The organism is Streptomyces sp. NPDC051051, from assembly GCF_040682975.1.
Taxonomy (GTDB): domain Bacteria; phylum Actinomycetota; class Actinomycetes; order Streptomycetales; family Streptomycetaceae; genus Streptomyces.
Genome location: NZ_JBFBCB010000056.1, coordinates 1 through 23,788, shown reverse-complemented (window position 1 = coordinate 23,788; position 23,788 = coordinate 1). Strand labels below are relative to the sequence as shown.

General features: G+C 73.1%; 21 protein-coding genes. 9 read left to right on the top strand and 12 right to left on the bottom strand.

Annotated features, from left to right (window positions below; translation table 11 throughout):
• Positions 1–80 precede the first annotated feature (80 nt).
• From AB0N31_RS30895 to AB0N31_RS30880, 4 genes are all read right to left on the bottom strand, one after another.
• On the bottom strand, positions 81–830 hold the full coding sequence (locus AB0N31_RS30895; protein ID WP_366061763.1) for an MBL fold metallo-hydrolase: 750 nt from the start codon (positions 828–830) through the stop codon (positions 81–83).
• A 399-nt stretch (positions 831–1,229) separates the two neighbouring features.
• Entirely contained in the window at positions 1,230–1,856 is a 627-nt protein-coding gene (locus AB0N31_RS30890) for a TIGR03086 family metal-binding protein (RefSeq protein ID WP_366061762.1), read from the bottom strand.
• Positions 1,857–2,027: 171 nt separating this feature from the next.
• Complete coding sequence (locus AB0N31_RS30885; RefSeq protein ID WP_366061761.1) at positions 2,028–3,191, bottom strand: hypothetical protein; 1,164 nt, start codon at positions 3,189–3,191, stop codon at positions 2,028–2,030.
• Positions 3,188–4,129, bottom strand: a complete 942-nt coding sequence (locus AB0N31_RS30880; RefSeq protein ID WP_366061760.1) for a 5-dehydro-4-deoxyglucarate dehydratase — start codon at positions 4,127–4,129, stop codon at positions 3,188–3,190. The genes AB0N31_RS30885 and AB0N31_RS30880 overlap by 4 nt, the downstream gene beginning before the upstream one ends.
• Before the next feature lie 252 nt (positions 4,130–4,381).
• On the opposite strand from AB0N31_RS30880, the gene AB0N31_RS30875 reads away from it, so the two are divergent.
• From AB0N31_RS30875 to AB0N31_RS30845, 7 genes are all read left to right on the top strand, one after another.
• Positions 4,382–5,191: an NAD(P)-dependent oxidoreductase gene (locus AB0N31_RS30875; RefSeq protein WP_366061759.1), complete on the top strand. Its 810-nt coding sequence runs from the start codon at positions 4,382–4,384 to the stop codon at positions 5,189–5,191.
• Positions 5,192–5,448: 257 nt separating this feature from the next.
• Positions 5,449–6,219 (top strand): DeoR/GlpR family DNA-binding transcription regulator, encoded by a 771-nt coding sequence (locus tag AB0N31_RS30870; protein WP_366061758.1) that lies wholly within the window; start codon positions 5,449–5,451, stop codon positions 6,217–6,219.
• Between the two features lie 140 nt (positions 6,220–6,359).
• Complete coding sequence (locus tag AB0N31_RS30865) at positions 6,360–7,733, top strand: sugar ABC transporter substrate-binding protein (protein ID WP_366061757.1); 1,374 nt, start codon at positions 6,360–6,362, stop codon at positions 7,731–7,733.
• On the top strand, positions 7,730–8,668 hold the full coding sequence (locus AB0N31_RS30860; RefSeq protein ID WP_366061756.1) for a sugar ABC transporter permease: 939 nt from the start codon (positions 7,730–7,732) through the stop codon (positions 8,666–8,668). Before AB0N31_RS30865 ends, AB0N31_RS30860 begins: the two co-directional genes overlap by 4 nt.
• Positions 8,665–9,507, top strand: coding sequence for a carbohydrate ABC transporter permease (locus tag AB0N31_RS30855; RefSeq protein ID WP_366061755.1), 843 nt, complete (start codon positions 8,665–8,667; stop codon positions 9,505–9,507). The genes AB0N31_RS30860 and AB0N31_RS30855 overlap by 4 nt, the downstream gene beginning before the upstream one ends.
• Positions 9,504–10,493, top strand: a complete 990-nt coding sequence (locus AB0N31_RS30850) for a zinc-dependent alcohol dehydrogenase family protein (RefSeq protein WP_366061754.1) — start codon at positions 9,504–9,506, stop codon at positions 10,491–10,493. The genes AB0N31_RS30855 and AB0N31_RS30850 overlap by 4 nt, the downstream gene beginning before the upstream one ends.
• 136 nt (positions 10,494–10,629) lie before the next feature.
• A complete protein-coding gene (locus AB0N31_RS30845) occupies positions 10,630–11,826 on the top strand; it encodes a TerD family protein (RefSeq protein ID WP_366061783.1) in 1,197 nt (398 codons plus the stop codon).
• Between the two features lie 87 nt (positions 11,827–11,913).
• Here AB0N31_RS30845 and AB0N31_RS30840 read toward each other — a convergent pair whose 3' ends face one another.
• The 6 genes from AB0N31_RS30840 to AB0N31_RS30815 form a co-directional block, all read right to left on the bottom strand.
• The gene (locus AB0N31_RS30840) at positions 11,914–12,486 is read right to left on the bottom strand and encodes a helix-turn-helix domain-containing protein (RefSeq protein ID WP_366061753.1); all 573 of its coding nucleotides are present in this window, start codon (positions 12,484–12,486) and stop codon (positions 11,914–11,916) included.
• Between the two features lie 68 nt (positions 12,487–12,554).
• Positions 12,555–13,571 (bottom strand): 1-aminocyclopropane-1-carboxylate deaminase, encoded by a 1,017-nt coding sequence (locus AB0N31_RS30835; protein ID WP_366061752.1) that lies wholly within the window; start codon positions 13,569–13,571, stop codon positions 12,555–12,557.
• Positions 13,572–13,602: 31 nt separating this feature from the next.
• Positions 13,603–14,253: a GntR family transcriptional regulator gene (locus AB0N31_RS30830; protein ID WP_366061751.1), complete on the bottom strand. Its 651-nt coding sequence runs from the start codon at positions 14,251–14,253 to the stop codon at positions 13,603–13,605.
• A 124-nt stretch (positions 14,254–14,377) separates the two neighbouring features.
• On the bottom strand, positions 14,378–15,961 hold the full coding sequence (locus tag AB0N31_RS30825; RefSeq protein ID WP_366061750.1) for a TROVE domain-containing protein: 1,584 nt from the start codon (positions 15,959–15,961) through the stop codon (positions 14,378–14,380).
• Positions 15,962–16,298: 337 nt separating this feature from the next.
• On the bottom strand, positions 16,299–17,777 hold the full coding sequence (locus tag AB0N31_RS30820; RefSeq protein WP_366061749.1) for an alkaline phosphatase PhoX: 1,479 nt from the start codon (positions 17,775–17,777) through the stop codon (positions 16,299–16,301).
• A gap of 202 nt (positions 17,778–17,979) precedes the next feature.
• Positions 17,980–19,404, bottom strand: a complete 1,425-nt coding sequence (locus AB0N31_RS30815) for a hypothetical protein (RefSeq protein ID WP_366061748.1) — start codon at positions 19,402–19,404, stop codon at positions 17,980–17,982.
• A 250-nt stretch (positions 19,405–19,654) separates the two neighbouring features.
• On the opposite strand from AB0N31_RS30815, the gene AB0N31_RS30810 reads away from it, so the two are divergent.
• Positions 19,655–21,481 (top strand): endonuclease/exonuclease/phosphatase family protein, encoded by a 1,827-nt coding sequence (locus AB0N31_RS30810; RefSeq protein WP_366061747.1) that lies wholly within the window; start codon positions 19,655–19,657, stop codon positions 21,479–21,481.
• 199 nt (positions 21,482–21,680) lie between these two features.
• Here AB0N31_RS30810 and AB0N31_RS30805 read toward each other — a convergent pair whose 3' ends face one another.
• Entirely contained in the window at positions 21,681–22,181 is a 501-nt protein-coding gene (locus AB0N31_RS30805; protein WP_366061746.1) for a DUF3618 domain-containing protein, read from the bottom strand.
• A complete protein-coding gene (locus AB0N31_RS30800; RefSeq protein ID WP_366061745.1) occupies positions 22,178–22,597 on the bottom strand; it encodes a phage holin family protein in 420 nt (139 codons plus the stop codon). Before AB0N31_RS30800 ends, AB0N31_RS30805 begins: the two co-directional genes overlap by 4 nt.
• Before the next feature lie 167 nt (positions 22,598–22,764).
• Here AB0N31_RS30800 and dapA point away from each other — a divergent pair, with 167 nt between their 5' ends.
• Positions 22,765–23,667, top strand: a complete 903-nt coding sequence (gene dapA, locus AB0N31_RS30795; RefSeq protein WP_366061744.1) for a 4-hydroxy-tetrahydrodipicolinate synthase — start codon at positions 22,765–22,767, stop codon at positions 23,665–23,667.
• Positions 23,668–23,788 lie beyond the last annotated feature (121 nt).

Genomic DNA, 23,788 nt, shown 5'->3' with positions numbered 1-23,788 from the left:
GGTAGGAGGGGCGCTGTGTTTCGTCAATGCTTCTGACAGAGGAAGTCGAGGTTGCTTCTTTTCGCCCGCCGGCTCGCCCGTCAGAGGGAGACGGTGTCTCCCTCGCGCGCGGCGGCGGTCCGGCCGCCGAAGACCCGTGCGGCGCGGCCGGCCGCGGCCTCGCGGGTGAGGGTGGGTCCCACGTGGGTGACGAGCAGTTCCCGCGCGCCCTTCGTACAGGCCCCCGCGTCCTCCGGAGTGAGGTGCACCGGCTGTTCGCCTTCGCGATGCGCGTCGACGTCGGCCTCGCACAGGAACAGGTCGGCGCCCACCGCGAGCTCGGTGAGCGCGTCGCACGGTCCGCTGTCCCCCGAGTAGGCGAGCACGCTGCCCCGGCACTCGGCGCGCAACCCGTACGCCTCGGTGTCGTGGAGCACCGCGCGTGAGGTGAGGCGAAGGTTCCGGTGCCGGACGGTGTGACCGTCGTGCAGCGGCCTGAAGTCGAGGATTCCGTCCAGGAACCGTACGTCCGGCCGGCCGAGGAAACCCGCCGGGCGCCGGGCGCAGTCGCGCGGCGCGTACACCGGCACCGGGGTCGGCGGGGTCATGCCGCCGAACGCGAAGGCGTGGACGGCGGCGAGGAGATCCGCGCTGTGATCGGCGTGCAGATGCGAGATCCAGATCGCGGTGAGCCGTCGCGGATCCGTGTGCCTCTGCAACTCGGCGAACGTCCCCGGCCCGGCGTCCACCCACACCTCGGCACCCCCGCCCCGCACCAGGCAGCCGGAACAGGGCCGCCCCGGCCCGGGATGCGGGGAGGCGGTACCGAGGACGGTGAGGCTGAGGATCATGGAGGGGAGGGTACGTACCGCGCCCACGGACCGCGCCCGGTTCACGTCCGTCTACGGTTTCCTCGGCGGAGGCGTCTACGGCGCCGCCCCCGGGGATCTGCTGCGGTGCCGCGCGGACGGGCGGCGGGCGGTGCCGCACGGGTGCTGAGCGCGACGACGGGGTCGGACGGCCTGCGCGCCGGGTGACCGCGGCGGACCGCCGCCCGGCGGGCGAGGAAGCCGGGCCGCCGGCCCGGCGGGTGACGAGGTCCCTCCCCGCGGCCCGATCACGCGCGTCTCCGGTCCCGGCCCGCGCCTGGGCGGGGCACGCACGCCCGTGGCGCCCCGCCCAGGTCACACCCGTACGTCCGGCCCCGCTCCCCCCGGCACGGCCACGCCCGTCCGCGGCCCCGTCCCGCCTCACGCCCGTCCGGCGGTCCAGGACGGGTCGCGGCCGCTCAGGCCGATCGTGCGGTCCAGGAGGGGGGCGTCCGGCGGAACCGGTACGACGGGACCGAAGATGCCTCCGCCGCGGGTGGGGTCCTCGGCGGCCGCCCGCAGGAAGGCGTGGGACGCCCGGAGCGCGGCCGGGTCGGGGGTGTAGTCCTGGCCGGTGGCGCGGGCGAGGTCCCAGCCGTGGACGACCAGTTCGTCGACCGCGACGGCGGCCGCGACCTCGGCCGGCAGGTCGATCCCGCCGGCGCGGGTCATGCCGGTCCACGCGGCGGGCTCCCGCCAGGCCTCGGCGAGTTCACCGAGGACGCGGGGCAGTTCCTCGCGCCAGCCGGGGCCGATGTCGGGCGGAGTGCCGGATGGGGTGCCGGTGGTCGGGCCGAAGTCCTTGCGGGCGGCGTCGCGGAAGGCGACGGCGAGGCCGGTGAGGTGGCCCAGCAGGTTGCGGACCGCGTACGCGGGGCAGGGTGTCCCGTCCGCGAGCCGGTCGTCCGGCACGGCCGCCGCGAGCCGGGCCACCACCTCGGACTGCGCTCCGAGGTCGAGGGCCGTCGTGCCGGTGCCGGCGTCTGCGCCTGTATCGGTGTGGGTCATCTGCCGCTCCTCCAGGTGGGTGCCTGAAGGGCAGACCGGCGGAGCGGCCCGGACTCATCGCAGGGCGGACCGCCTCTTCGCCGCGGCCCGGACCGGCCGGCCGGAATCCGGCCGCCGCCCGGGCACCGCACGGCGATCGCCGCGGTACCGCCCACCGGCCACCGTGCCGGCTCAGAGCGCGCCGAGTCCCTCGCGGACCGCCTCCAGGTCGGCGTCCGAGGCCAGTCCCGCGTGGTACAGCCGGAGTTCCGTGGCGCCCAGCTCACGCGCGCGTGCCGCGTCCGCGGCGAGCGTGCCGGGGCTGCCGCCCATGCCGGAGACGACGGTGAGGTTGGCGGCGATCACGGCCTTCTCGCGGCGCTGCTGCGCGAACGGGCCCAGGAGCGCGGGTCCGCCCGTGCAGGGCACGACCACGCCGTCGGCGACCGACAGGATGTGCGCGGGGTCGACGCCCGGGTTGGCGCCCACGTGGTAGGAGACCGGGTCGGCGTGCAGGAGGACCTGGAAGCCCTCGGGTGCCGCCGCGCGGACGGCCGCGACGGCCTCCTCCTGGAGCGAGCGGGCGGTCGCGTCCCGCCACGCGCGCGTGGCCCCCGCCGGCTCCGTGCCGAGCAGCTTCTCCACGCCGGCCCAGCCCTCGTCGTCCGGCAGCCCCCGCCACACCGGTTCCAGTGCGGTCCGCACGGCCGCCGCGAGCTCGTCGGGGTCCAGGCCCAGGTCGTCGTAGCCGGCCCGGCAGGCGGGGCAGAAGCAGAGCGACATCAGGTACTGCCCGGACTCGCCGAGCCCGACCCCGCCGGTCTTGTCGTGGGCGTGCAGGTGCTGGAGGCCGTACCAGCCGAGGGACTCCAGTTCGGTGCCGGCCGCGCCGGGCCGTACCGCGGCCTCGGCGGCCAGGTCGACGAGGTACGCGCGCGTGGCGGGCTGCGCGATGCACGGGGCCCACGGGTACCGGTCGCCGTAGGCGTTGACGACGGAGGTCGCCGGATGCTCGGCGCCCAGCCGGGAGTTGTGGGCGAGGACGACCCAGCTGTGCACCTCCAGGCCGGCCCGTGCGAGCGTGGCGGCGGCCTCGGCGTACGCGTCGCCGGGTGCCCAGCCCCCCGCCGGGTACGGACGCAGCGCGCGGCCCTGCCAGCGGCTGCCGACCGGATACAGCACGGCCGCGTGTTCGGCGGTGACGACGCGGTGGCGGGGGTGGCGGGGGGTGAGGGCGCGGGTGGAGTGGTAGGCGGCGGCCAGGGTGACCTGCCGGACGCCGAGCGCGGCGATCCGGTCCGGCGCCGCCGGGTCGCCGTTGACGTCCCAGGGGTAGACGAACGCCGACGCCTTCACTTGTTCTCCTCCAGCAGCGCGTACCCGCGGTCGATCAGCTGCGCGAGCTGTTTGACGTGGTCCTCGCCGGGCTCGTGCAGCGGGGGCCGCACCTCGCCCACGTCGAGGCCGCGCAGCCGTACGCCCGCCTTGACGAGGGAGACCGCGTAGCCGCGGCCCTGGGCGCGCAGTTCGACGAAGGGGCGGTAGAAGCCGTCGAGGAGGCGGTGCGCGGTGGTCTCGTCGCCGGTGGCGAGCGCCCGGTGGAAGGCGAGCGCGATCTCGGGGGCGAAGCAGAACACGGCGGACGAGTAGAGGGTGACGCCGATGGCCGCGTAGGCGAGCTGGGTCTGCTCGGCGGTCGGCAGGCCGTTGAAGTAGAGGAAGTCGCCGGGGGCCTCGGTGCGGACGGCGCTGACGATGCGCTGCATGAGGTCGAGGTCGCCGAGCCCGTCCTTGAGCCCGATGATCCCGTCCGTGCGGGCCAGTCCGACGACCGTCTCGGGGGTGAGGACGGCGTTGTCGCGCTGGTAGACGATCACCGGGAGCGGGGTCGCGGCGGCCACTTCCCGGTAGTGGCGCAGCAGCCCCTCCTGGCCGGCGACCACGAGGTACGGCGGCATCGCGAGCAGCCCGTCCGCGCCGGCGGCCCGGGCCAGGCGCGCGTAGCGCACCGCGAGCGCGGTCCCGTAGCCGGCGCCGGCGACGACGGGCACGCGTCCGGCCGTCTCGTCCACGGCCGCGCGCACGCAGGTCTCGAACTCCTCGGGGGTGAGCGCGTGGAACTCCCCGGTGCCGCAGCAGGCGAAGACGGCCGCCGCCCCGGCCTCGATGCCGCGGCGGACGTGCGCGCGGTAGGTGTCGAGGTCGAGGGAGCCGTCGGGACCGTAGGCGGTGACGGGGAAGAACAGTGGTCCGCTGGGGACGCGCAGACGTGCGGCGAGCGGGGCTGGCGTCACGGGCTCTCCCTAGGACGACGCGTGCGTTCTTCTGACTAATGTCCACATCTATGAACGGACTCACCCTATGAAGGCCCCCAACGCCCGGTCAAGCGCACAAACCACCAGACAGGAGCCGATTCTCCGGCTCCGCGAGACACTTGACGCGGCGGGCGGGAAATCCTTAGCGTGTCCATGCATGTGAATGACGTCCACGCATGCGGCCGCCGGGCCCGTCGCCTGCCGCACCCGCCGACCCAAGGAGACCCGAGGATGCCCGCTCCGCGCACCGTCCTGCTCACCGGCGCCGCCGGAGGCCTCGGCACCCTGATGCGGGAGCTGCTCCCCGCGTACGGCTACGAGCTGCGCCTCCTGGACCTGCGCCCGATCGAGGGCGAGCCGGAGGCGCTCGTCGCCGACCTCGCCGACCGGGACGCCGTACGGGAGGCCGTGCGGGGCGTCGACGCGATCATCCACCTGGCGGGCATCTCCCTGGAAGCCCCCTTCGACAGGATCCTCGACGCCAACATCGTCGGCACCTACCACCTGTACGAGGCCGCCCGCGAGGAGGGCGTGCGGCGCGTCGTCTTCGCCTCCTCCAACCACGCGGTGGGCTTCACCCCGCGCCCCCGGGGCGACGACCCCCTCATCCCCGTCGAGACCTCGCACCGCCCGGACACCTTCTACGGCCTGTCCAAGGCCTTCGGCGAGGACCTCGCCCAGTTCTACTGGGACAAGCACGGCCTGGAGACCGTCTCGGTGCGCATCGGCTCCTGCTTCCCGGCGCCGACCAGCGTCCGGATGCTGTCGGTGTGGATGAGCCCGGCCGACGGCGCCCGGCTGTTCCACGCCGCCCTGACCGCCGGGGACGTCGGACACACCGTGGTGCACGGCTCCTCCGCCAACACCCGGCTGTGGTGGGACCTGACCAGCGCGCGGGCGCTCGGTTACGAGCCGCAGGACGACTCCGAGCCGTGGGCCGAGAAGCTGATCGCCGAGCAGGGCGAGCTGGACCCCGGGAACATCGCGCACGCCCACCTCGGCGGCCACTTCGTCAACGACCCGCCGATCTGGCCGTACTGACGCCCCCACGGGAGCGGTACGGCGGCGGGCGGGCACCGAACGGGCCCGCCCGCCGCCGCGTTCGGGCATCCGCGCTGCCCGAACCGCCGCCCGCCGCCACAACCGCGCAGGTCCGCGGCGGGCACCGGCCACGGAGAACGGGCACAGACGGGCCGTATCGGGCCCGCGACAGGCCTGGTCACCGCCCCCACCCCGTTGTAGAACTTCCCCCATGGGCCCGAACGGGCAGAAACGGGCGGAAGAACGAGGTGACGGCAGTGACCCCGAGGACGGCGGAGGAGCGCCAGCGGGAGATCGTGCGGGCCGCACGCGCCACCGGCTCGGTCGACGTCGCCGCGCTCGCCACCGAACTGGGCGTGGCCAAGGAGACCGTACGGCGGGACCTGCGCGCCCTGGAGGACCACGGCCTGGTGCGGCGCACGCACGGCGGCGCGTATCCCGTGGAGAGCGCCGGTTTCGAGACGACCCTCGCCTTCCGCGCCACCAGTCACGTGCCCGAGAAGCGCCGGATCGCCACCGCGGCGGCCGGACTCCTCGGGGACGCCGAGACGGTGTTCGTCGACGAGGGCTTCACCCCGCAGCTCATCGCGGAGGCGCTGCCCCGGGACCGGCCGCTGACCGTGGTCACCGCGTCCCTGCCGGTCGCGGGCGCCCTCGCCGAGACCGACAACGTGTCCGTCCTGCTGCTGGGCGGCCGGGTCCGGGCCGGCACCCTGGCGACGGTGGACCACTGGACGACGAAGATGCTCGCGGGCTTCGTCGTCGACCTCGCCTACATCGGCGCCAACGGCATCTCCCGTGAGCACGGCCTGACCACCCCCGACCCGGCCGTCGGGGAGGTCAAGGCGCAGGCGGTACGGGCCGCCCGCCGCACGGTGTTCGTGGGCGTGCACACCAAGTTCGGCGCGGTCAGCTTCTGCCGGTTCGCCGAGGTCGGCTCGCTGGAGGCGATCGTGACGAGCACGCTGCTGCCGGCCCCCGAGGCCCACCGCTACTCCCTGCTGGGCCCCCAGGTCGTCCGCGTCTGAGGAACCGGCGCACCCGGCCGGACGTGCGTCCGGAGAACCCGTCCGCTCCCCGCCGAGGGGCACTCCCCCACCCCCTCGCACCCTTTTGTCCCCCGGGCATCCCACATGTTCCATACGTTCCACACGTCCAGGAGTGATCCATGCGAACCCCGAGCCGACGGCGGCCACCGCGAGCCACGCTCGCCCTGGCCGCCGCAGGGACGCTGCTCGCCCCCCTGCTCTCCGGCTGCTGGACCGGAGCCGGCGGGGCCGGATCGGGCGGCGATTCCCTCAACGTCCTCATGGTCAACAACCCCCAGATGGCCGAGCTGCAGAAACTGACCGCCGCCCACTTCACCAAGGACACCGGCATCAAGGTGAACTTCACCGTCCTGCCGGAGAACGACGTCCGCGACAAGATCAGCCAGGACTTCGCCAACCAGGCGGGCCAGTACGACGTGGCCACCCTGTCCAACTACGAGATACCGATCTACGCCCGCAACGGCTGGCTGCACGAGATGGACTCCTACGTCGCCCGGGACCCGGCCTACGACGAGCAGGACGTCCTCGCCCCGATGCGCGAGTCGCTCACCGCCGACGACGGCAAGCTCTACGGTCAGCCGTTCTACGGCGAGTCGTCCTTCCTGATGTACCGCAAGGACGTCTTCGCGAAGGCCGGTCTGACGATGCCCGAGCGTCCCACCTGGACCCAGGTGGCCGACCTGGCCGCGAAGGCCGACGGGGCCGAGCCCGGCATGAAGGGCATCTGCCTGCGCGGACTGCCCGGCTGGGGCGAGGTGATGGCACCGCTCACCACCGTCGTGAACACCTTCGGCGGGACCTGGTTCGACGAGGACTGGACGGCACGTCTCGACTCGCCGGAGTTCGAGAAGGCGACGAAGTTCTACGTCGACCTCGTCCGCGAGCACGGCGAGTCCGGCGCCGCCCAGTCCGGCTTCGCCGAGTGCCTCAACAACATGACCCAGGGCAAGGTCGCCATGTGGTACGACGCCACCTCCGCCGCCGGTTCCCTGGAGGCGGCGAACTCCCCGGTCAAGGGCAAGATGGGCTACGCCCCCGCCCCCGTCGAGAAGACCGGGACCTCGGGCTGGCTCTACACCTGGGCCTGGGGCATCCAGAAGGCCTCCCGCAACACCGACAAGGCCTGGCGGTTCGTCTCCTGGGCCTCCGGCAAGGAGTACGAGCAGCTGGTCGGCGAGCGGATCGGCTGGTCGAACGTGCCCGCCGGCAAGCGCGCCTCGACGTACGCCAACGCGGCCTACCGGGCCGAGGCGTCCGCCTTCCAGGACATGACGAAGGCCGCCATCGAGGGGGCCCGGCCGAAGGACCCCGGCGTGCAGCCGCGGCCTGCACCCGGCATCCAGTTCGTCGGCATCCCCGAGTTCACCGACCTCGGCACCAAGGTCTCCCAGGAGATCAGCGCGGCCATCGCCGGACGCCAGTCCGTCGAGTCGGCCCTGAAGAAGTCCCAGAAGCTCGCCGAGCGCATCTCCGAGGAGTACGAGGGCCGATGACCGCCACGACGACGGCCCCCGTGGCCACCACCCCGCTACCGGCCGGGCGCCGGCCCTCCGCCCGGCTGCGCGCCTGGGCCACCCGCGCCCCGCTGCTGCCCGCCCTCGTCTTCATGATCGTCGTGACCCAGCTCCCGTTCGTGGCCACGCTGGTGATCTCGTTCTACGACTGGAACGCCCTCTACCCCGACGCCCGCAGCTTCACCGGCCTCGACAACTACCAGCAGGTGCTGAGCGACGCCGACCTGCGCCACTCGGTGTGGACGACGGTCCTGCTGACGGTCTCGGTGGTGCTGGCCAGTCTCGTCCTGGGCCTGGCCCTCGCCCTGCTCCTGGACCGCAGGTTCCGCGGCCGGGGCGTGGTCCGCACGCTCCTCATCGCTCCCTTCCTGGTGGTCCCGGTGGCGGCGGCCCTGCTGTGGAAGCACGTCCTCTACAACCCTGAGTACGGCCTGCTGAACGGCCTGTTGCACTACGTCGGCGGCCCGCAGCCCGACTGGATCTCCGGCACCCCGCTGCTCGCGGTGGAGGCCTCGCTGGTCTGGCAGTGGACGCCGTTCATGATGCTGATCCTGCTGGCCGGGCTGCAGAGCCGGGACCAGCAGCAGATGGAGGCCGCGCGGGTGGACGGCGCGAGCGACTGGCAGATCTTCCGGCACCTGACGCTCCCGCACCTGCGCCGGTACCTGGAGCTGGGCGCCCTGCTGGGCTCGATCTACATCGTGCAGAACTTCGACGCGGTCTTCACGATCACGTCCGGCGGCCTGGGCACCGCCAACCTGCCCTACACCGTCTACCAGAGCTTCTACCAGGCCCACGAGAACGGCCTCGCGTCGGCCGCGGGCGTCCTGGTGGTCATCGGCTCGATCGTCATCGCCACCTTCGCGCTGCGCGTGGTGTCGTCCCTGTTCCGCGAGGAGGTGTCACGCGCATGAACGCACCGACCGTACGGGCCCGCCGCAAGGGCGCCGGACTCGGCCTGCTGGCCTGGCTGGCCGGGATCGTCTTCTTCCTGCCCATCGCGTGGATGGCGCTGACCTCCTTCCACTCCGAGGAGGACGCGGCGACCAACCCGCCCTCCTTCACCGCGCCGCTCACCCTGGACGGCTACCGCGAGTTCTTCGGCACGGACGGCGGAGCCAGCCCCTGGCCCGCGCTGACCAACTCGGCGGTGGCCTCGGTGGCGTCCACCCTGCTGGTGCTGCTGCTGGCCGTCCCGGCGGCCTACGCGCTCTCGATCCGCCCGGTGCGCAAGTGGACGGACGTGCTGTTCTTCTTCCTGTCGACGAAGATGCTGCCGGCCGTCGCGGGCCTGCTGCCGATCTACCTCTTCGCGAGGGACACCGGGCTGCTCGACAACATCTGGCTGCTGGTCGTGCTCTACACCTGCATGAACCTGCCGATCGCGGTGTGGATGATGCAGTCGTTCCTCGCCGAGGTCCCGGTGGCGGTCATCGAGGCGGCACGGGTGGACGGGGCCCGCCTGCCCACCGTCCTCACGCGGGTGGTGGGCCCGATCGCCCTGCCCGGCATCGCCGCCACGGCCCTCATCTGCTTCATCTTCAGCTGGAACGAGCTGCTGTTCGCCCGGGTCCTCACGGGCGTCGTCGCCGAGACCGCCCCGGTCTTCCTGACCGGCTTCATCACCAGCCAGGGCCTGTTCCTGGCGAAGGTGTGCGCCGCGTCGCTCGTCATCTCCCTGCCGGTGCTCGCCGCGGGGTTCGCCGCCCAGGACAAGCTGGTCCAGGGCCTGTCGTTGGGAGCCGTGAAATGAAGGCCGCCGTCATCGAGTCCATCGGCCGCGCCGTCGTCACCGAGGTCCCGGACCCGACCCCCGGTCCCCGCGACGTCGTCGTCGAGGTCGCCGCCTGCGGACTGTGCGGCACCGATCTGCACATCCTCCAGGGCGAGTTCGCGCCCAAGCTGCCGATCGTGCCGGGCCACGAGTTCGCCGGCACGGTGGTGGGGACCGGCGCCCAGGTCACCGAGGTGACGGTGGGCGACCGGGTGGCCGTCGACCCGTCCCTGTACTGCCACGAGTGCCGCTACTGCCGCACCGGCCACAACAACCTCTGCGAGCGCTGGGCGGCGATCGGCGTGACGGCGGCCGGCGGCGCGGCCCAGTACGCGGTGGCGCCGGTGGCGAACTGCGTGAAGCTGCCCGAACACGTCCGCACCGAGGACGCGGCGCTGATCGAGCCCCTCTCCTGCGCGGTGCGCGGCTACGACGTGCTCCAGTCACGCCTGGGTGCCCACGTCCTCATCTACGGCTCCGGGACCATGGGCCTGATGATGCTGGAGCTGGCCAAACGGACCGGGGCGGCGAGCGTGGACATGGTGGACCTGAACCCGGCGCGGCTGGAGACGGCGCGACAGCTGGGGGTCTCCGCGTCGGCGGCGACCCCGGACGAGCTGGACCGGCCCCAGGGGTGGGACCTCGTCATCGACGCGACGGGGAACGCGGCGGCGATCCAGGACGGGCTGGAGCGGGTCTCCAAGGCCGGTACGTTTCTGCAGTTCGGGGTCGCCGACTACGCGACGCGGGTGACGATCGATCCGTACCGGATCTACAACCAGGAGATCACGATCACGGGTTCCATGGCCGTCCTGCACAGCTACGAGCGGGCGGCGGAGCTCTTCGCGGGTGGCGTCCTGGACCCGGACGTCTTCATCAGCGACCGGCTCCCGCTGGACCGGTACCCCCAGGCCCTGGACCAGTTCGCCGCGGGCGTGGGCAGGAAGATCGTGGTGGTCCCGTAGGGGTTTCCTCGCCCCGCCGCCCCCCTTCCGGGGGACGGGCGGCGGGGCGAGGTCCCTCCGGGCCCACCGGCCCCGATCGGACCACAGGTAAGGGAACGGTAAAACGCCCTCGCTCGTTCATCCAGGCATGACAGCTATGACCCCCGGCTCGAACATCCCTCTCCCCGTCACCCGTGTGGCGGTGGACGTCGCCGCCCCCGTGCGTCTCGACGTTTCGGGCCTGCTGCTCACCGCCGACGGCAAGGTGCGCTCCGACGACGACTTCATCTTCTACAACCAGCCGACCGGCCCCGGCGTGACCTACCGCTCCGGCGGCGGCGCGGCCCCCGACGCGATCATCGTCGACACCTCCGCGCTGCCCCCGGGCATCGAGAAGATCGTCGTCACCGCGAGCCCGGACGCGGCGGGCCAGACCTTCCAGGGCATCGAGCCGACGGCCACCGTCCGCGGTGCCGACGACAACAGCGTCCTGGCCACCTTCACTCCCCCGCGGCTGGGTGCCGAGACGGCGCTGGTGATCGTGGAGATCTACCTGCGCAACGGCGCCTGGAAGGCCCGCGCCGTCGGCCAGGGGTACGCCAACGGCCTGGCCGGCATCGCCACCGACTTCGGCGTCACCGTGGAGGAGCCCGCGGCGGCCGCCCCGGCCCAGCCGGCCGCCCCGCCCATGCCCACGATGCAGCCCCCGGTCACCCCGCCCGCCCCGCCGATGGCCGCCCCGCCCGCTCCCCCGGCCCCGCCCGCCCCCGGCGCCGGGAAGATCAACCTGGACAAGGGCCGCGTCAGCCTCCAGAAGAACCAGACGGTCTCCCTGGTCAAGGGCGGCAGCCCGCTGCTCTCGCAGGTCAAGATGGGCCTCGGCTGGGAGCCGGCGTACCGCGGCAAGGACATCGACCTGGACGCCTCGGTGATCGCCTACGGCCCGCAGCGCAACCACATCGACAGCTGCTACTTCGGCAAGCTGTCCATCGTGGGCGGCGCGATCAAGCACTCGGGCGACAACCTCACCGGTGAGGGCGGCGGCGACGACGAGGTGATCGTCGTCGACCTGGGCCGGCTCCCGCAGGAGGTCACCGGCCTGGTCTTCACCGTGAACTCCTTCTCCGGGCAGAAGTTCACCGAGGTCGCCAAGGCCTACTGCCGTCTCCTGGACGCCGCCACCGGCGAGGAACTGGTCCGCTTCGACCTGACCGGTGCCGAGCCGCAGACGGGCGTGATGATGGCCAAGCTGATCCGCCAGTTCACCGGCGAGTGGGATATGACGGCCATGGGCGAGTTCGTCAAGGCCCGCACGGTGCGGAACATGGTGAAGCCGGCGGCGCAGGCGCTCTGACCTCCGGCCCGGCCGGCCCCCGACGACGCACGCGGGCGCCCCCCCCTCGGCGGGGGCGCCCGTCGCCGACGCCCCGCCACGCAGCGTTCAGCGCGCGGGGCCCAGCCCCTCCGTCAGCAGCGACACGTACCGGCGGATGCCGCTCGCGCCCCCGTTCGCCAGCTCCGCCGCCGTCGCCACACCGTGCGCCAGCCGCAGCACCTCCACGGGTTCGACGTCCGCCCGCAGCGTCCCCTCCCGCTGCGCCGCCTCCACCAACCGGGCCGCCGCGCCCTGCACGGTCGTACCGCAGGCGGTGGCCGCGGCGCTGCCGGCGTCGGTGACGGCCGACCCGAGCAGCGCCTTCATGCCGCGCACCTGGATCGTTCCGACGCACACCTCGTTCAGCCACTCCACCAGCGCCTCGCCCGGCGGCAGGCGCGCGGCGAGTTCGTCCGCGCGCACCGCGAACGCCTCGATCCGGTCGACGTACGCCGCCTCCAGCAGCGCCTGACGCGTGGGGAAGTGCCGGTACAGCGTGCCGGAGCCGACCCCCGCCCGCTTGGCGATGTCGTCGAGGGACGCTCCCTCCCCGTGCTCGGCGAAGGCCTCCGCCGCGGCCGTCAGCAACCGCTCGTAGTTGCGGCGGGCGTCCGCGCGCATGGGCTTGACCTGCGTCATCCAGTTACTCCTCGCAAGCCGGGGACTCTCTCCGATTTTAGCGAGGGCCGAAGTGCCGCCGGCCGGGCTCAGAACAGCGCGCTGTAGGCGTTGAGTGCCGGCTGGCCGCCCAGGTGGGCGTAGAGCACGGTGGAGTCGCGGCCGATCTCGCCGCGCGCGACCAGGTCGACGAGTCCGGCCATCGACTTCCCCTCGTAGACGGGGTCGGTGACCATGCCCTCGGTGCGCGCGGCGAGCCGCATCGCCTCCAGGGTGACCTCGTCGGGGACGCCGTAGACCCCGGCGTGGTACCGCTCGTCCAGCTCGACGTCCGCCTCGGTCAGCTCCCGCCGCACCCCGATGAGCTGCCCGGTGCGCCGGGCGATGCGGGCGATCTGCGTCCGGGTCTCGACGGGCCTGGCCGAGGCGTCGACACCGAGGACGCGCCGGGGCCGGCCGCCCGCCTCCTCCAGCGCCGCGAACCCGGCGACCATGCCGGCCTGCGTCGACCCGGTCACCGAGCACACGACCACGGTGTCGAAGAAGACGCCCAGGTCCCGCTCCTGCTCCGCCACCTCGTACGCCCACCCGGCGAACCCCAGTCCGCCGAGCGGATGGTCGGAGGCGCCGGCGGGGATGGCGTAGGGCTTGCCACCGGACTCCTCGACCTCCCGGAGCGCCAGCTCCCAGCTCTCCTTGAAGCCGATCCCGAACCCGGCCCGCACCAGCCGGACGTCGGCCCCCGCGAGCCGGCTGATCAGGATGTTGCCGACCTTGTCGTACACCGAGTCGGGCCACTCCACCCAACTCTCCTGCACCAGGACGCACTTGAGTCCGGCGCGGGCCGCGCAGGCCGCCACCTGCCGGGTGTGGTTGGACTGCACCCCGCCGATCGACACCAGGGTGTCGCAGCCCTGCGCGAGGGCGTCGGCGATCAGGTACTCCAGCTTGCGCGTCTTGTTGCCGCCGTACGCGACCCCGGAGTTGCAGTCCTCCCGCTTGGCCCACACGGCGGCGCCGCCGAGGTGTTCCGTCAGCCGGTGCAGCGGGTGCACGGGCGACGGACCGAAGAGCAGGGGGTAACGCTCGTACGAGGACAGGGACATGTCGCCTCCTGGGGCGGATTCGGCAGGACGGTCAATCGTCGGTGTCGGCGAGATCCGCGAGGGTGCGCCAGATCTCCGCCGTGACGCGGACCGCCTCGTCCACGTCGGCGGTCGCGCAGGCGGCGATCAGCCGGTCGTGCAGCCCGGCCGAGCGGCAGGTGCCGCCCTCGCCGAAGCGCCGTCGCTCCAGCCGCCGGATGAGGGGGGTGTAGCGGGCGACGGTGGCGGCGGCCGCGCGGTTGCCGCTCACCCGCACCAGGACGTCGTGCAGTTCGTCGTCGGCGCGCAGGGCACCCTCGACGTCACCGGCGTCCACGGCGGCACCGAACCGCTCGTTGGCGGCGCGCATCGCCTCGACGTCCGCCGCGAACAGCCGGGGCACCGCCACGCGCGTGACCAGCTCGTGCATCGCGCCGACCACGGCCGCCGCGTCCCGTACGTCCCCGGCGACGACCGGGGTCACCCGCGTGTAGCTCTGCGGCTTGCTCTCCAGCAGCCCTTCGTCCACGAGCCGCGCGAACGCCTCCCGGACCGGCGCCCGGGACAGCCCGAGCCGCTCCGCGAGGTCGGCGTCACGCACCACCGCGCCGGGCTCGATCCCCCCGGCCACGATGGCGTCGCGGATCGCTGTGTACGCCCGCTCCCTGAGCAGGGTGCGGGGCACGGGTCGCAGAGGCTCCATGAACTGACATGTTAGATGTCAGTGGTCTCCAAGAGAAGGGCCGCACGAGAAGAGGCCCGCGCCGGTGGTGCGGGCCTCGGGGCTCCGTGCCCCGGATCCGGGCCCTGGGGCCCGGGTCAGACGGTCAGACCGCCCACGGCCAGTCCGCGTCGCGTGCCGCCTCCAGCAGCGGCACCATGCGGAAGGCCGCGTCCGAGAGCCCCCCGAAGGTGTGCCGGTTCCGCTCCCCCGAGGGTCCGTGGCCCGCCCGGTACCCCGCGAGGTTCCACGTGTAGACCGGCACGTCGGCCGGGACCTGCCCGGTCGGCGAGCCGTGGCCGCTGAAGCCGTACTGCTCGTCGGTGACGATCAGCACCCGGTCGTGCCCCCGGTAGTGCTCGCGCACCGCGGCGGTCGTGTCGGTGCCGCCCAGGTCGCCGAAACGCTCCAGGATCCTCAGCACCGACCCGCCCGTGCGGAACTCCACCCGCCTGCTGGTGGTGCCGAACTCGACCAGGTCCGCGTCCGCCGCCCGCAGCGCGAGCGCCGTGCCGAAGATCGCCGCCGCGTCGGCACGGTTGAGGGCGGAACGGTCCGACAGCCGGGAGAAGAACATCGAGCCGGAGCGGTCGACGAGCACCAGCGTGCGGCCGGGCAGCGCGGGCACGTTGCCCAGCGCGTGCCCGAGCGCCCGCTCCAACGGGTACGCCCAGCGCAGCGAGGGCGCGTGCTGGTGGGCGGCGAGGTAGCGGAACGGGAACTGCCGTGAGCGCGCGACCTCGGCCGGGTCGCTGATCCGGGCCGCGACCCTCGCCGCGACCTCGTCGCAGACGCCGGCCTCGTCGAAGTTCCGCAGGTTCCTGATCAGCGCCATCGAACCCATGGACGGGATCACGGCCTCCCAGGCCGCCTTGTCCATCGGCCCCTGGAGCCAGCCCGCGAGCGCCTCCCAGGTCATGCCGGCCGCGGCGAGCCGCTCGGCGCCGCCCGCGGAGGTGACGACCGCGCGCCGCTCCTCGACCGGCAGTGCCGTCAGCTCGCGGTGCGCGGCCAGGACCCGGTCGGAGGCGGGTGGCACGGCGGTGTCGGGGTGGTGCCGGCGGTCCAGCGCGTACCGGAACAGCTCGCCCTGCCACGGCTTGGCCGGGTCCGGCGTCGCGTGGACGAGGTTCAGGACGTCGCCGAAGCGGTAACCCCTGGACGCGGTGTCGTACTTCAGGAGCGACTTGCCGCCGTAGAGACGCCGTACGGCGTCGGCGATGCCGCGCTTGACCGGCTTGGGGACGTTGCGGCCGTGGGTCGCGGTCCAGTACGCGAGCAGTTCCCCGGGCTCGTCCGGGCGCTGGAGGACGGAGTCGACGACCTGGCGGCCCGCCGGCCCGTCGGTCGCGCCGGCCTTCAGGCGCGCGTGGACGTACTCGGCGGCCCCGACGACCGCGGCCGTCCGCAGACCGCCCTCGCCGCGCAGCCAGCCGAGCAGGCCGGCCGTCCAGGACGGGTCGGAGACGGCCAGCTCGCGCACGAGCCGCACGAACCGGTCGTCGCGGTCGGCACCCGTCTCGTAGAAGGTCTTCTGCGTCACGAAGTGGGACACCGCGAGCAGGAACAGTTCGGAGCGTGCGTCCCGCTCATGGCCCCGGCCGCCCTGGTGGGTGCGCAGGGTCCGGCCCGTCGTGCGCACGGCCGAGGCGGGCCGCGCCCTCGCGGCACGGGTGTTGAAGCGCGCCATGCTGAATTCCCCCGAATTCCCTGGTGGTGCGGAGGGAGACACGGCAGGGGGAGGGTGCCCGAGATCAGAGGTCGGCGACGGACTTAGCCAGATGCTCTACCGACTGAGCTACACCGACCCGAAGTCGATGACGGGACTCGAACCCGCGACCGTCCGATCCAATGAAGTAACCGTTGCCTGCGCACCGGGCACCCACCGCGTGCCGCGCCTCCCGAGATCGGACCGGCTGCGGCCCGGATTCCGTGGAAGAGAAGTAGCCGCCGCCTTCGCACCGGGAGGTGCGTCGTCGTGCTCTCACTGTAGGAGGCGGGGCACGCGGGGTGCGAACCTATTTCGATCAGGCGCGCTTCTGCCGCTTCCACGGCCCCGTGATCGCCACCATGATGCCCGGCTGCTGGATGTTGGCGAACAGGGTCTTTCCGTCGGGCGAGAAGGTGACGCCGGTGAACTCGCTGTACTCGGGGGCCTCTTCGGTGCCGATGTTCAGGTCGTTGCGGGCGATCGGGTAGGTGCGGCCGCTGTCGGTGGCGCCGAACAGGTGGGAGACGCCCTCGCCGTCCTCGGCGATCACCAGGCCGCCGTACGGGGAGACGGTGATGTTGTCGGGGCCGTCGAAGGCGCCGTCGGCCGACGGGTCGGGGTTGACGCCGAGGAGGACCTTCAGGGTGAGGGTGCGGCGCCTGGGGTCGTAGAACCAGACCTGGCCGTCGTGCTGGACGGGGCTCTCGGCGCGGGCGTACGAGGAGACGAGGTAGGCGCCGCCGTCGCCCCACCACATGCCCTCCAGCTTGCGGGCGCGGGTGATCTCGCCGGCGCCGAACTGCTTGCGCACCGCGGTGGTCCGCGCGTCGCGGTCGGGTACGTCCACCCAGTCGACGCCGTACACCGTGCCGGTCCTGGTGGCGCGGGAGAGGTCGTCGACGAACTGGCCGCCGGAGTCGAAGCACCTGGGGGCCTGGAGGACGCCGGCGTCGTCGGCGAGGGTGCGGAACTTGCCGCGGCCGTGCTCGAAGCCGGGCGGCGGGCTCCAGCGGAAGAACAGGCCGTTGGGGCTCGCGGCGTCCTCGGTGAGGTAGGCGTGGCCGCGCCTGGGGTCGATGACGACGGCCTCGTGGTCGTAGCGGCCGAAGAACTTCAGGGGCTTGGGGTCCCGGTTGGCGCGCCGGTCGCGGGGGTCGACCTCGAAGACGTAGCCGTGGTCCTTGGTCATGCCGTTGGTGCCGGCCCGGTCGGAGTTCTCCTCGCAGGTCAGCCAGGTGCCCCACGGGGTGCTGCCGCCCGCGCAGTTGGTGGAGGTGCCGGCGATGCCCACCCACTCGGCGACCTGGCCCCCGGGGCGGACCTCGACGACCGTGCAGCCGCCCGAGGCGGCCGGGTCGTAGACGAGGCCCTCGGTGAGCGGCACGGGGTACTTCCAGTTGGCGCGCGGGCCCTTCAGCTCGTGGTTGTTGACGAGGAGGGTGGTGCCGCGCGGGCCGTCGAAGGTGGCCGTGCCGTCGTGGTTCGAGGGGGTGGGCTCGCCCGACTCCAGCTTGGTCTTTCCGCTGTGGGTGATGATCCGGTAGTCGAAGCCGGCGGGCAGCGCGAGGATGCCGTCCGGGTCGGGGAGCAGCGGTCCGTAGCCGACTCCGCCGTGGTGCGCCGCCGGCCGGTGTCCCGCGCCCGTGGTGTCCGCGCCCGTGGTGTCCGCGTTCGCGGTCTCCGTGGCGGCGAGGGCGTTCGGTGCGCTGGCGAGCACGTCGACGCTGCCCGCCAACGCGACCCCCGCACCGGTTGCCGCGGTTTTCCTGGCGAAGTCCCTGCGGGTGAGCGACATGTTGTCTCCTGAGACGCTGGTGTGCCGTGGAGGGTGGCGGACCTCGGTCCGCGCAACCGTCCCCCTCGCCCCTGAACACCGGCTGAACACGGAGCGGCGCCCGGTCAGGCTCCGGGGAAACTGCACACCCGCGTCCGCGGCACGGACCCGGGACGCGCGGGGAACCGCGCCCGGCCCCCGCTCACCCGCACCGGCTCCCCGGTCACCCGCCCTGCTGCGAGCGCGCCTTGAACGCGGCTTTGCGGGCCTCCTTGGCGATCCGCTTGTCCGGGTGCAGGCGCCCCATGGCTTCCAGGACGTCGGCGGTGGCCGGGTGTCCGACCCGCCAGGCCGCCGCGAAGAAGCCGCTGTGCTGCTGCGCGAGCCCTTCGACGAGCCCCTGGAGTTCGTCGGAGTTGCCCTCGGCGGCCAGTTGGGCGGCGAGGGTGTCGATGGTGAGCCAGTAGACCAGGTCCTCGGAGGGCGGCGGTACGTCGGCGGCGCCCAGCTCGCTCAGCCAGACCCGGGCGAGCCCGCCGAGTTCGGGGTCGTCGAGGACCTCCCGCACGGCGGGTTCGGCCTGCGCGCCGACGAGGGAGAGGGCCTGCTGGCAGCGCAGCCGGCGCAGCGGCGCGCCCTCGTCCGAGCCGCGGGCGGCGGCGAGCAGTTCGCGGGCGGCGTCGAGGGGTTCGCGCCGGTCCAGCCACTGTTCGGTCTCGGCGCGGGCGGCGTGCGGTCCGTAGCCGGAGCTGCCGTCGAGGAGGGCGTCGGCCCCCTTGTCGACGAGGTCTCCGACGGCGGGCGCCCGGAAGCCGGCCTCCAGCAGGCGCGCGCGGAGCCCGTAGAGGCCGAGCGGGGTGAGGCGGACCATGCCGTAGCGGGAGACGTCGGTCTCGTCGACGGAGGCGGCGGGCTCCTCCTCGGGGTCGCCCATCAGTGCCTCGTCGACGGGCTGGTAGGAGACCAGTCCGATGGGCTCCAGGAGCCGGAACTGGTCGTCGAGACGCATCATCGCGTCGGAGATCTGCTCCAGCATGTCGTTGGTGGGTTCGCCCAGGTCGCCGGGGACGATCATGGAGGCGGCGAGGGCGGGCAGCGGGACGGGCCCGCCGGGGCCGTCCTCGGTGACGGTGAGCAGGTAGAGGTTGCCGAGCACGCCGTCGAGGAAGGCGGCCTCGCCCTCGGGGTCCCAGTCGAGCCGGGAGAAGTCGATCTCGCCGCCCTCGTCCATGGCGTCGACCAGCTCGTCGAGGTCGGGCACGGTCGCGTCGGCGAGGACGGTCTCCAGGGCGGCGAGCCAGACGGCGAGCACGTCGTGCGGGGCGCCGCCGGTGAGCAGGGAGAGGTCCTCGCCCGCGGTGACGGTGCCGGCCTCCTCGTCGGCGACCTCGACGAGCCCGGCGTCGACGGCGACCCGCCAGGCCTCGCTCGCGTGGGCGGCGGCGGCGTCGCCGGTGAGTCCGAGCGCTTCGGCGGCGGCGGGAAGCTGCTCGTCGAGGAGTCCGCCGCCGGCGTCGACGCGGGTGTCGGGTCCGGCCCAACGGGCGAGGAGGGCGGCCCGGGAGAGCAACGGCGTGGACAGCGCGTCGCGCGCCAGCTCCGCTTCGGGGTGCAGCCGCACCGGCGGCAGGGGGGAGCTGTCTGACATCGGCTGTTCTCCTCGGACGCGTGGTGCCACTCGACCGCTCAGCCTAGACGGGTTTCGCCCCATGCCGCCCGGTTCATCTACCGGTCAGGTCTCGTACATGGCCGAAACCTTGACAACTGGACCGGCCAGGCTGGAGATTGACGCGCGTAGAAGTTGGGGGGACAGGTGTTCACTGGTTTCTACGCGCGTCATCCGCGCCCCACGTCTCACCCTCGTCCCGGCGCTCATGAACGTCCCCGGAGGGAACCCCTTGCCTAGCAGGTCTTCCACGCGCCTCGCCGCGCTCACCGTCGCCGCCGTCTGCTCCGCCACGTCGGCGGTCGTCGTCGCCGCGCCCGCGCACGCGGACTCGGTGCGCATCCACGACATCCAGGGCACCACCCGCGTCTCGCCGTACGCCGGCAAGCAGGTCACGGACGTGACCGGAATCGTCACCGGTGTGCGCACCTACGGTTCGTCCAGGGGTTTCTGGATCCAGGACGCGAACCCGGACGCCGACCCGGCCACCAGCGAGGGCGTCTTCGTCTTCACCAGCTCGACCCCCAAGGTCGCCGTCGGGGACGCGGTCAGCGTCTCCGGCACGGTCTCGGAGTTCGTCCCGGGCGGCACCTCGTCCGGCAACCAGGCGGTGACGGAGATCGTCCGTCCGACGGTGACCGTGGTCTCCGCGGGCAACCCGGTCCCGGCCGCGACGGTCGTCGACGCGAAGTCGGTGCCGGCGGCCTACGCCCCGGCCGGCGACCCCGCCGCGAACAACTCGATCAACGCCCTCGCCCTGCGGCCCGGCACCTACGCCCTGGACCTCTACGAGTCCCTGGAGGGCATGAACGTCCAGGTCTCCGACGTCCGCGTGGTCGGCGCCACCGACCCGTACACCGAGCTGTGGGTCACGGTGAAGCCGTGGGAGAACCGCAACCGCCGCGGCGGCACGGTCTACGGCTCCTACGACGCGCAGAACACCGGCCGGCTCCAGATCCAGTCGCTCGGCAAGGTCGCCGACTTCCCGGCGGCGAACGTCGGCGACAGGCTGACCGGCACCACCGAAGGCCCGCTGGACTACAACCAGTTCGGCGGTTACACCGTCGCCGCCAACCGTATCGGCGCGCTCGAGAGCGCCGGTGTGGAGCGGGAGACGACCCGGAAGCAGAAGAACGGCGAGCTGGCGGTCGCGACGTACAACGTCGAGAACCTCGACCCGTCCGACACCACGTTCGAGGCGCACGCCTCCGCGATCGTGAACAACCTGAAGTCGCCCGACATCGTGTCCCTGGAGGAGATCCAGGACAACAACGGCGCGACCGACGACGGCACGGTGGCGGCGGACCGGACGGTGACCGAGCTGATCGACGCGATCGTCGCCGCCGGCGGCCCCCGCTACGACTGGCGCTCGATCGACCCGGCGGACAAGACCGACGGCGGTGAGCCGGGCGGGAACATCCGTCAGGTGTTCCTGTTCAACCCGGAGCGGGTCTCCTTCACCGACCGCGCGGGCGGCGACGCCACCACCGCGGCCGGCGTCACCAAGGAGCGCGGCAAGGCGGCCCTGACCGTCTCGCCGGGCCGGATCGACCCGGCGAACGCGGCCTGGAACTCCAGCCGCAAGCCGCTGGTCGGCGAGTTCGCCTTCCGTGGCCGCACGGTGTTCGTGATCGCCAACCACTTCAACTCCAAGGGCGGCGACCAGGGGCTGACCTCGCAGTACCAGCCGGCGGCGCGCAGCTCGGAGACCCAGCGCCACCAGCAGGCGACGTTGGTCAACGCCTTCGTCAAGGACATCCTCGACACCCAGAAGAACGCGGACGTCGTCGCGCTCGGCGACATCAACGACTTCGAGTTCTCCGGCACCGCGAAGCTCCTCGAAGGTGACGGCGAGCTGTGGTCGGCGGTCAAGTCGCTGCCGAGGAGCGAGCGTTACTCGTACGTCTACCAGGGCAACAGCCAGGTCCTCGACCAGATCCTGGTCAGCCCGTCGATCCGGCGCAGCTGCGACTTCGCGTACGACAGCGTGCACATCAACGCGGAGTTCAACGACCAGATCAGCGACCACGACCCGCAGGTGCTGCGCTTCAAGCCGTGACCGGCTGTTCCCGGGCCGGCTGAACACGCCGTTCCGCCGGCCCGGCGGGCCGGGCGGGGCGTGCCCGGACAGGGAGGGACCCGGCGCCCCGGAGGGGGAACCGGGTCCGGTGTCCCGTCGGCTGCCGACGGTCGACAGTCGGCAGCCGGTTGTCGACAGCCGGCCGTCCACGGTCGGCAGCCGGTTGTCGTCGGTCGGGTCAGCGTGCGCAGCGGCGGCGGCCGAGTACTCCCGCCGCCACGATCGCGACGCCCGCCGCGACCGCGATCACCACCGGCCTCGGGTGCCGCGCGACGAACCGGACCGGTACGCGCAGCGGCGCCGGGGCTGAGCGTTCCCTGTGGGACCCGGTGCTCTGCAGGTCCCCACTCGTCCGCCCGGCCCCCGACCGGAGTTCGTGGCGCGTGTCCTTCGCCCTGTTGCGGGCCGTGTGGCCGACGCGGCCCGCCTTGTCCTGGACGGTGTGCCCCGCGCCCTTCGCCTTCTCCTGCACGGTGTGGCCCGCCTGGGCCGCCGTGCTGCGGAGCTGGACCGTCATCGCGCCTGCGCGGTCCCTGAGGTCGGCCGCGCGGGCCTTGGCCCGCCCGCGGATGTCCGTCTTCGCCGCCAGCTCCTCGACCGTGGCGCCCAGCTGGTTCCTGGTCTGCGCTATCTGCTTGCGCAGCTCCGCGGCGCCGTCCGCGGCTGCCCTGTCCGTCATCGGTGCGCCCTTTCCCTGATTTCCTCGACGTCCGCCTTGACGCTGCCGAGGGCCGCCTCGGGGGTGGGCGGCGTGGCCTGACGCAGCTGACTGCGTCCGGTCACACCCAGGACGGCTGCGATCACGAACAGCACCGCCGTCACGATGAGCGCCGCGGCCCAGACCGGCAGCACCAGCGAGAGGGCGGCGACGCCCGTGCCGGCGAGTGCCAGCAGACCGGCGTACGCGAACGCGCCCGCGGCCCCCAGCAGACCGCCGCCGCGGCCGGCGCGGCGTCCCTTCTCGGCCAGCTCCTCCTTGGCCAGTGCCATCTCCTGCCGGACGAGCCGGGAGAGCTGTTCGCTCGCCTGTCCGACGAGTTCTCCGACCGTGTGGTGCCCGTCGTGGACGGGCCGGGTCTCCGTGGTACCTGCCACGTGCTCCGCCTCCTCTCGCGGTGGTGACGGTCCGGGTACCCACAGGACCGACGGCTACCCGTGCGGTGCGGCGGGTCCGCCGCGCCGACGACGTCGCAGCAGTCCTTAGCCGTACCTCGTAGCAGATTTAAGTGGAGCTTCACGATCACGGTGCCGAGACTGCTTCCATGACGAACGCAGCCCTCCCCGCCGCCCCCTTCGGCCGTGCGCTCTGCGCGATGGTCACGCCCTTCACCGCGTCGGGCGCCCTGGACCTCGACGGTGCCCAGCGCCTCGCCGCCCGTCTGGTGGCGGACGGCTGCGACGGGCTCGTCCTGTCCGGCACCACGGGCGAGTCCCCGACCACGTCGGACCCCGAGAAGGCGGAGCTGGTGCGGGCCGTGCGGGCGGCGGTCGGGGACCGGGCCGCCCTGGTGGCGGGCGTGGGCACCGCCGACACCCGGCACACCGTAGAACTGGCCCTCGCCGCCGAGAAGGCGGGCGCCGACGGCGTGCTGGTGGTCAGCCCGTACTACAGCCGCCCTCCGCAGGATGCCCTGGAGTCGCACTTCCGCGAGGTCGCCGACGCGTCCGGCCTCCCGGTCCTGCTCTACGACATCCCCGGCCGCACCGGCACCCGCATAGAGCCGCAGACCCTGATCCGCCTCGCGGAGCACCCCCGTATCGTGGGCGTCAAGGACTGCTCCTACGACCTCCTCGGCACCCAGAAGGTGCTCTCCCGCACGGAGTTGGCCTACTACGCGGGCTGCGACGAGCAGATCCTCGCGCTGTACGCGGTGGGCGCGACCGGGTACATCAGCACCGTCGCCAACGTCGTCCCCCGTCAACTCCGTTCCGTGGTGGACGCGTTCGACGCCGGTGACACGGCGAGGGCCGCGCACCTCCAGCGACGCGCCCTGGAACTCGTCGAGCTGATGACGGCCTCGGGACTGCCGGGCACAGTCACCGCGAAGGGCCTGCTGGGCGAACTCGGCCTGCCGGCCGGTCCCGTCCGGGCGCCCCTGCGGCCCGCCGGCCGCGAGACGGTCGACGCACTGCTGGCGGCGTACCGGGCCTGCGTGTCCGGGTAGGAGGGGGGCCGGCGGTACGCACCTCCCCGGCCGCCGCGGGGACGACCTCCCGCACCGCCGGCGGCCCGCCCCCGACGCCGAGTCCGGACGCGGCCTGCTCCTCGTCGAGGCCCTCGCCGAC